The sequence below is a fragment of the Acidisoma sp. L85 genome (assembly GCF_009765865.1).
Taxonomy (GTDB): Bacteria; Pseudomonadota; Alphaproteobacteria; order Acetobacterales; family Acetobacteraceae; genus Acidisoma.
This window is the reverse complement of sequence record NZ_LMUQ01000049.1, coordinates 142,604-151,002: the sequence shown is the minus strand read 5'-3', so window position 1 is coordinate 151,002 and position 8,399 is coordinate 142,604. Positions and strand designations below refer to the sequence as shown.

Here is an 8,399-nt window from a genome sequence, read left to right as displayed (position 1 = left end):
TTCGACGACATAGGACGCTCTTTCAATGCGTTACAGTCAAGGATCAGGCGACCGCCGGACCAGTTCTTGAACTCTTAGCCCTCTTCTAGAGCTTTGGCTTGACCAAAATAACGAAAATGTTACCTTTCTCGGACGTATCGTTAAACGGATCAGCGAGCTGCGACTATGATCGGGCCGGGCATGATTCGGGTGAGCGCCGCGATGCCGATACCCTCTGTGTTGGGGCATTTCGGCATACCGTTGGAGCCAGTGCTGTCGGACCTCGGCATCCGTTCTGATATTTTCAACGACTTCGAGAATGTCATCCCCTATGCGACGCTCTGCCGGCTCGCCTCGCGCTGCGCGGCTCTGACGAAACGCGATGATTTTGGGCTTTTGGTTGGCCAGAAGGGCGGATTCAGCAGCCTCGGGCGAGTTGGTTTCGCGGCTCAACATGCCCCGACCGTGGGTGCCGCCGTCGACAGCGTGGGCGAATATTTCCAGCTCCACGATCGCGGCGCGACCAGCGCGCTTCGGGTGAACGGCCCCCTCGCCGTGGTCAACTATCGGGTCTATCATCCGGAAATCGAAGGCGCCGATCAGGTAGGCGACGGCGCGGTGGCGATAAGCTTTCTGATCCTGCAGGCCTTGTGCGGTCCACGCTGGTCGGCGACCGAAGTGTTCTTCTCGCGCCGCAAGCCTGCAAACCTCAAGCCCTACAAAGAATTCTTCAAGAGCCCGCTGCGCTTCGATTGCGACAGTTGGGGGGTATCCTTTCCGGCCGCGTGGCTGGACCATCCTGTCCGTCAAGCAGAACCGGTCCTGCGCAAGCTGCTCGTCAAGGATATGCAACAGCTTCTAGCCGAGGCGCCAGACGAATTTCGTGATATTGTCCATCGGCGGGTAAGCGAGACGTTGAGTTCAGGGGAGTTCGAAACCGAGGCAATTGCGGAATTTCTTGGCATAAGCCAGCGCAAGCTTCATCGGCGTTTGGAGGCAGAGGGGGCAAGTTTTCGCGCGATCCTCCGGGACGCACGCTATGGCGCGGCGCGACAACTTATGGGACGAACGGATCTGCCAGTTAGCGAGATCGCTGTGATGGTGGGATATTCGGAGACAAGTGCTTTTGTACGAGCCTTCAAGCGCTGGTCCGGCGTGACACCCGGATCATGGCGCCACCGAACATCATCCGATCGCGATTCCCGCGCGGCCGAAGTCGGCATGACTGTCTGAACTTGCCAAGCTCCAGGCACCTTCGGTCAAGGCGACATAGCGCCCGTTTCTTGGCACGCAGCCGATGAGCACTGCAATGAATGATCCGCGACCAATCGCGGACCAGACACCTCCCAGGCACCAAACCCTGCCGCGCCCGGCAATGTGCCGGCATTGCGGTCTGCTCCAAACGATTCCGGCACTCGATGATTCTTCCTCGGCATCTTGCCCCAGGTGCCACACCATGCTGCGCCGAACCCATCCCGATTCCCTCAATCGTGCTCTGGCAATGACTATGGCGGCCCTCTCCCTCTTTGGGGTTGCCTGCCTGATGCCCTTGATGAGTGTCAGCACAGCGGGGATTAGCCTGAGTGCCGATCTTTTCACTGGTCCTGAGCGCCTGCAGCAGCGAGGCATTTGGGAACTCGCGCTCATCGTCTTGTTCACAACCGTCGCGGCGCCGTTCCTCAAACTGCTCGGCATGGCCTATGTTCTTATCGGACTGAAAATGTCGCGGCCGCCCCGCCATCTGCGCCGCGTTTTCGGCTGGATCGAACGGCTGCGCGCCTGGTCGATGGTCGAGGTCTATCTCCTCGGTGTTTTCGTCGCCTACGTGAAACTGGTGGATATCGTCCATATCGACATAGGTCTGGCGCTGTATGCGCTTGGCCTGCTGATCCTGACGACCGTGGCAGCCGACGCGGTGCTCGACCGCCAGGCAGTCTGGGAAGAGATGGAACGCCGCGGCCTGTCAGATGAATCCAGAGGAACGAGCGCGACGGTCATGCTTTTCGAGGGCCGGCACCCGGCTAGTTGCGAGACCTGCGGGAAGGTCGGCTTCCTCGGCGTCGGTTCCCGGCCTTCCTGTTCAAGATGCGGATCGCGGCTACATCATCGCAAACCCAATCACATGGCGCGGTGCTGGGCGCTCGTGATAGCCGCGATCGTTCTCTATGTCCCCGCGAACGTCTATCCGGTTCTGACCGTCGTGCATCTGGGCAGCGGCGCACCCAGCACGATCCTCGGCGGCGTAGAGGAATTGCTCGACGCCGGCATGTATCCGCTTGCCGCTCTGGTGTTTTTCGCCAGCATCCTCGTGCCCGTGCTCAAGCTCGGGGGCCTGATCATTCTGATGATCTCCACGCAATTCGCCTGGGCCGGGCGCCTGCTCGACCGCACGCGCCTTTACCGTATCGTCAGCGTGATCGGCCGCTGGTCGATGATCGACATCTTCATGGAATCGATCCTGGTGGCGCTGGTCCAATTCGGTGCAATAGCCACCATCGAGCCAGGCTTCGGCGCGATCTCCTTTTGCGGCGTCGTGATTCTCACGATCTTCGCGGCCGAGGCCTTTGATCCCCGGTCGATGTGGGATGCGGCCGCATCTTCCAGGACGACATCATGAGCGATTATCCTCTTCCCACAGCCGCGGTAGAGCCCCGGCGCGGCAGGCGCAGATTTTCCCTGATCTGGATCATCCCCATTGTCACGCTGCTGATCGGGCTCTGGCTGGTATGGGATACTTTGTCGAAGCGCGGTCCGACTCTGACCATCACCTTTGATTCCGCTGAGGGACTTCTCGCGGGTCAGTCCCACATCAAACACAAAGAAGTTGATCTGGGCACTGTGACCGCGGTGCGACTGACCAAGGACATGGATCACGTCGCCGTCACGGTGCAGTTGACGCGTGAAGCAACCCCGCTGATCACGAACCAGACGCGGTTCTGGGTAGTGCGGCCGAGGTTTTTCGCAGGCAGCATTTCCGGCCTGAGCACGCTTCTCTCCGGTTCCTATATCGATTTATTGCCGTCCAAAACCGGCACGAAGAGCCAAACTCATTTCACGGGGCTGGAAACTCCGCCAGTTCTGCAGACCGATGTTCCTGGCCGAACCTTCATGCTGAAGGCCGACCGCGTGGGTTCCGTGACACTCGGTTCGCCGGTCTTTTATCGCGACTTGCAGGTCGGCCAAATCCTCGGCTGGGATATCGGTGACATGGCGCGCAGCGTCACGATCCATGCCTTCGTGCGTGCGCCCTTTGACAGCTACGTGCATGACGAATCGCGCTTCTGGAATGCCTCTGGCCTCTCGGTCAAACTCGGCGCCGAGGGCGTGCGCATTCAGGTGCAGTCGATCGACGCACTGCTCCTCGGCGGCATAGCCTTCGATACGCCCGCGTCGGCGGACGATGCTCCGCCCAGCCCCGACTTGCGGAACTTCCCGCTCTACACGGATGAGGACGCGGCCGACCAAGCCGCGTTCCGTCGCAGGGTTCCCTTCGCCGCCTACTTCAGTGGATCAGTCGCTGGACTGGCGCCGGGTTCGCCTGTCAGCTTCCAGGGAATAAAGGTCGGCCAGGTCACCAACGTCGACATCATGTACGATCCGAAAACCGACTCAATCCTGACACCCGTCCATTTCGAGATCGAACCAGAGCGGATCAAAAACATTCAGATCGCGGCAAATCGCGGCCCGTTGGAGAACACGCGTCTTCTGGTGCAGCATGGCTTGCGGGCGCAGATCCAAAGCGCAAACCTCATCACCGGACAGATGCAGGTGGCTCTTACCATCATGCCCAATGCCAAGCCTGCCGAGCTGTCGCTCGAGGGGAACACCATAGTGATCCCCACCGTGCCAGGCACATTCGCCGGCCTTACCGACACAGCGACGGCGCTGATGGCAAAAGTGGGCGCTCTTCCTTTCGATCAAATCGGAAACAGCCTATCGGGCACATTCCAGGGCCTAGACAAGCTTGCCAATGGCCCGCAAGCCAAGCAGGCCATCACCTCACTCTCGGTCACCCTGCAATCCGCGCAGGAATTGGTGAAACACATGGATGCCGGCATGGGCCCAACGATGAAGAAATTGCCGGCATTGACGGCTGGTCTGGAAGCGGCGCTCACTCATCTAAGCCAGGTGCTTGCCTCGGCGAATACAGGCTATGGCGACAATTCGCATTTCAGCCGGCAGCTTGACCGTTTGATGACGCAGCTCAATGGCATGGCACAATCCTTCCGCGCTCTGTCGGATCTGCTGACACGTCACCCCGAAGCACTGATACGCGGCCGCACGGGAGGAGTACAATGATCGTCATCACGCGCCGGACCACCGTTTCGGGACTGCTTGCCATCGCGCTGCTACCTGCGGCCTGCGCATCGCCTAGCCCGGTTCTTTACACGCTCGACCAGGTACCCGGCGTCACGCGCCCGCACGGTCCGCATGTCGTCATGCTGCGTGATATCGGTCTTGCGCCCTATCTCGATCGCCAGCAGATCGTCCGCTCGTCGAGCAACTACAGGATCGACGTCGAGGCCAACAACTGGTGGGGTGAATCATTCGGCGCGATGATGATTCGCGTGCTCACGGCCGAAATCGATCAGCGCCTTCCTGGAACCTCGGTGTACAGCGAAAGCGGCGCGATTTCCCCGCTGCCGGACGCCACGGTAGAAATCAACATCCAACGCTTCGACACGGATTCGGACGGCAAGGTTCGCCTCACGGCTCAGCTTGCTGTCACCTTCGCCAATGTCGATCGCGCGAGCGTTTCCAGAAGCCTGCAGCTTGTCGCTGTTCCGCCGAAGCCGGATCTCACAGGACAGGTCGCCGCGATGAGCATTGCGGTTGGGCAACTTTCCGACGCCGTCGCAGCCGCGCTTACCTCGCGGCACCGATAGGCAGCCGACAGGATCAACCCGCCGCTGCGTGTTGCGAAAGCGCGCGCCAGACAATATCGGCGGCAAGTGGCGTCCGGCGGAACCGCACGTCGGTCGCGTCCGCGACCGCATTCGCCAGCGCCGCCGCCACCGGGTTGAACGGACTTTCGCTCATCGACTTGGCCCCCGCAGGCCCTATGAGATCGTAGGTATCGGCGAACAGGACGTCGGTCGGCGGCAGATCGGCCATTGTCGGGATATGGTAGGAACGGAATGCCGCGTTCGAGACGGCCCCTGACGCGTCAATCCGCAATTCTTCGAAAAGCGCGGCTCCCAAGGCCTGCGCCACGCCACCCTCCACCTGGCCGCGACACTGCATGGGATTGATGACCCTGCCGGCATCCGCGGCATGCACGCTCTTCAGAATACGGATCCGCCCCGTCGGATGGTGTACGGCCACGCGGAACCCTTGCACATTAAAGGCGATAGATCGCCGCGACCCGTCGCTCGCTCCTTCCGCCGCCAATCCGGCAAATTCACCCAACGACACCTCTTGACTTGCAATTTCAACGTGATCGGCATGAAGCACGGAGCTACCTTCCTCTCGCCCATGCATCGATGCCGCCCGCTTTCGGATCAGAGCCGCCAATGCCTCCGCCGCGCGCTGCGTCGCGAGCCCGGCCACCACCGTGCCCGTGCTGCCGAATGCGCCGGAATCATAACCGCCCAGTGCCGTGTCCGATTGCGCGAGCCGTATCCGTGACGGCAGCGAGCCAAGCGCCTCCGCCGCGATTTGGAGATGCACCGTCGAACTCCCGCTACCGAAATCCGCTGTCCCCACGGTCAGTTCGTAGTGCCCATCGGCCGCGATCTGAATCCTGGACGTCGCGAAATGCCCGCGTGGCGGAATCGTATCGATCATCGCCATCGCCATCCCGCTACCGACACTCCAATCCGTGCTCTCGGCTTGCTCGGTGCAGGCAGAGAGCCGGTCGCGCACCAGATCGAGACATTGGTCGAGGCCGTAGCTGCCATATTCGACGTCCTCCGGCGATCCGCCGAATGATACCATCTGGTCGCCTGGTTTTATCCTGTTGCGATGCCGCAGATCGAAAGGGTCGATGCCCAGTTTGACCGCAAGCTCATCCATCGCACTCTCGATCGCGAAAATGGTCTGGCTCAAGCCGTAGCCGCGAAACGCGCCAGAAGGTGGCGTATTGGTATAGACCACGCGTCCGGTGACGCGCTTATTCGGGCAGCGGTAGATTGCCACCGACTCACCACAGCCGTGAAACAACACGCCGATGGCGTGATTGCCGTAAGCACCGGTATCCGACAGCACATCCAACTCCAACGCCGTGAGCGTCCCGTCCCGTCGCGCTCCAAGCCGCACGCTAACCGTCATCGGGTGCCGGCATGTCGTGGCGGCGAACTGTTCCGCCCGAGTAAGCTCCAACTGCACCGGCCGCCCCACCCGCAGCGTCGCGAGTGCCAGAATATCCTCGATCAGCATCTCCTGCTTGCCGCCGAAACCGCCACCTACCTGCTCGCAAAGCACACGGATAGTTTCGCGTGGTCGCTTAAGCAAATCGGCAAGCGCGGTCTGAACCAGATAGGGCACCTGCGTGCTCGTCCGCATGACCAAGATGCCATCCGCATCGACAAAGGCGATCGCGGCATTAGTTTCCATCGCCGCGTGCTGAACGCGCTGAGAGTGATATTCAGCCGAATGTACCACGTCGGCTGCCGCCAGGCCCGCGGCCAGATCGCCTACGCCTCCCGCTAGCTCCGCGACGAGGTTATGGGCGGCATCACGAATACGCCGCTCACGCATCACCTCAGGAGGACCGTCATGAACCGCCGGCGCGCCCGGTGTCAGCGCGGATTGCGGCGTCAGAACAGCGGGGAGCACCTCGTAGGTCACATGCAACTGTGCGCAGCCGGCTTCGGCCGCGGCCACGGTCTCCGCCACTACGGCCGCGACCCGTTGCCCGACAAAACGCATGACTGTGTCCAGCACGACAGAGTCATCCGGATCGTCACGCCAATCCTGATGACGCGCCGTCGAGAAATGATGTTGTGGTGAATCCTCGTGGGTCAGTACGCATAGTACACCTGGAACAGCCAAGGCTGCTGTGGTGTCGATCGCGACCAAGCGCGCATGGGCGTGTGGTGAACGCAGCAGCTTAAGATGTGTAAGACCGGGCACCGCAACATCCAAAGTGTAGCGCGCCGTCCCCGTCACCACTGCGACCCCGCTCGGCGCACCCAAATCTCTGCCGGTGACCGTCGCCACCGCGTGTTCGGTCATCACGTTCGTGACGCCCGCAACCGCGTCCGAGATTGCCCGATAGCCGGTGCAGCGACAAAGATTGCCCTTCATCGCTTCCGGAAGAGACGCGAGCTGGCCTTGATCGAGCGCCGAGACCGTTACGATCATTCCCGCTGTGCAAAAGCCGCACTGATATCCTTGAGCGTCGAGGAAAGCCTTCTGCGTCGGATGGAGCGCCGCCGGATTGCCCAATCCAGCAACGGTCGTGACGACCCGTCCTTCCGCGCGAAACGCCGGCATCAGGCAGGAATGCACCGGTACACCGTCAAGCAAGACACTGCACGCACCGCAGTCGCCAGCGTCGCATCCCCGCTTCACACCGAATCTTCCCATATCGCGAAGCAGGGTGCGCAGGCACTGCCCCGGTTGCGGCGTGGCCTCTCGATCCTCGCCGTCGATGACGAGCCTCAAGGTGCCGACAACTCCAGCCTGATCTCCTGCGCGAGAAGATGCGTAAGGTTTCGGCGCCAGTCGGGGGCGCCATGGATATCGTCGTACCAGGCTGGCACCTCGACATCGATTCGTGCTTCTAGCTCAGCTGACTCTGGAAATCCGTCGAAAACGATCCGCACCGGGTGCGGCGTCGCCGCCGTAATCGTGAGCGTGAAACCAACGCCGTCGCGGCTTCCGATCAGTAGCGCCGCCGACCGGCCATAAGTCGTGAGCGACCCCTGCCGGAATGCTGTCCGCCGCCGGAAGGCTGCTGCTGGCAGAAGGATCTCACGCAGCAGTTCGCCAGGCCTCAATGCGGTTTGTCCCGGGCCCGCCACGAACTCGACGGCATCCAGCAGCCTATCCCCGCCGTCGGTGCTCCAGATCACGCATGTCCCGTCGAGCGCCGTCGCAAGCGCCACCATGGGTCCAGCGGCGAGACCGAGGCAAAGATTGCCACCCACCGTCGCCACCCCTCGAATCTTAAAGGAGCCGAGCAACGCGTGGCAGCAGGAGGTAATCAGCTCCGCCGCAATCCAATCGACCGGCGCCTCGAAGGCCTCCAATTCGGCGAACGTGCAAGTAGCCGCGACATGCAGCGCTGTCTCCGTCCGCCGCAAACTTTCCCAGCGAAGTGCCGAAAGATCGACCAGGCGCCGCAAGGCAGGCTGTGGCTCGGAGAAAAGCCAGGTTCCGCCGGCAAGAAAACTGTCGCCGCTCGCTGACGGGGGGAGTTCCGATCGCATGCGAGGACGCAGAACCGCCTCGACGGTGTTCAGATCCATCGCCGT

Annotated in this window: 6 protein-coding genes; 4 read left to right on the top strand and 2 right to left on the bottom strand. The window is 61.5% G+C overall.

Annotated elements, in window-relative coordinates:
* Positions 1-165 precede the first annotated feature (165 nt).
* From GSQ83_RS14880 to GSQ83_RS14865, 4 genes are all read left to right on the top strand, one after another.
* A complete protein-coding gene (locus GSQ83_RS14880; RefSeq protein WP_158803644.1) occupies positions 166-1,212 on the top strand; it encodes an AraC family transcriptional regulator in 1,047 nt (348 codons plus the stop codon).
* Positions 1,213-1,276: 64 nt separating this feature from the next.
* Positions 1,277-2,596 (top strand): paraquat-inducible protein A, encoded by a 1,320-nt coding sequence (locus GSQ83_RS14875; protein WP_371418022.1) that lies wholly within the window; start codon positions 1,277-1,279, stop codon positions 2,594-2,596.
* Positions 2,593-4,278 (top strand): intermembrane transport protein PqiB, encoded by a 1,686-nt coding sequence (locus GSQ83_RS14870; protein WP_158803642.1) that lies wholly within the window; start codon positions 2,593-2,595, stop codon positions 4,276-4,278. Before GSQ83_RS14875 ends, GSQ83_RS14870 begins: the two co-directional genes overlap by 4 nt.
* Positions 4,275-4,865 (top strand): membrane integrity-associated transporter subunit PqiC, encoded by a 591-nt coding sequence (locus GSQ83_RS14865; RefSeq protein WP_158803641.1) that lies wholly within the window; start codon positions 4,275-4,277, stop codon positions 4,863-4,865. Before GSQ83_RS14870 ends, GSQ83_RS14865 begins: the two co-directional genes overlap by 4 nt.
* Before the next feature lie 13 nt (positions 4,866-4,878).
* Here GSQ83_RS14865 and GSQ83_RS14860 read toward each other — a convergent pair whose 3' ends face one another.
* Both GSQ83_RS14860 and GSQ83_RS14855 read right to left on the bottom strand, forming a co-directional pair.
* Complete coding sequence (locus tag GSQ83_RS14860) at positions 4,879-7,587, bottom strand: molybdopterin-dependent oxidoreductase (protein ID WP_158803640.1); 2,709 nt, start codon at positions 7,585-7,587, stop codon at positions 4,879-4,881.
* Positions 7,584-8,393, bottom strand: a complete 810-nt coding sequence (locus GSQ83_RS14855) for a xanthine dehydrogenase family protein subunit M (protein ID WP_158803639.1) — start codon at positions 8,391-8,393, stop codon at positions 7,584-7,586. The genes GSQ83_RS14860 and GSQ83_RS14855 overlap by 4 nt, the downstream gene beginning before the upstream one ends.
* Positions 8,394-8,399: the final 6 nt, after the last annotated feature.

Coding starts and splice junctions, on each gene's coding strand:
- GSQ83_RS14880 (WP_158803644.1), top strand. CDS start 166: ATGATCGGGCCGGGCATGATTCGGGTGAGCGCCGCGATGCCGATACCC.
- GSQ83_RS14875 (WP_371418022.1), top strand. CDS start 1,277: ATGAGCACTGCAATGAATGATCCGCGACCAATCGCGGACCAGACACCT.
- GSQ83_RS14870 (WP_158803642.1), top strand. CDS start 2,593: ATGAGCGATTATCCTCTTCCCACAGCCGCGGTAGAGCCCCGGCGCGGC.
- GSQ83_RS14865 (WP_158803641.1), top strand. CDS start 4,275: ATGATCGTCATCACGCGCCGGACCACCGTTTCGGGACTGCTTGCCATC.
- GSQ83_RS14855 (WP_158803639.1), bottom strand. CDS start 8,393: ATGGATCTGAACACCGTCGAGGCGGTTCTGCGTCCTCGCATGCGATCG.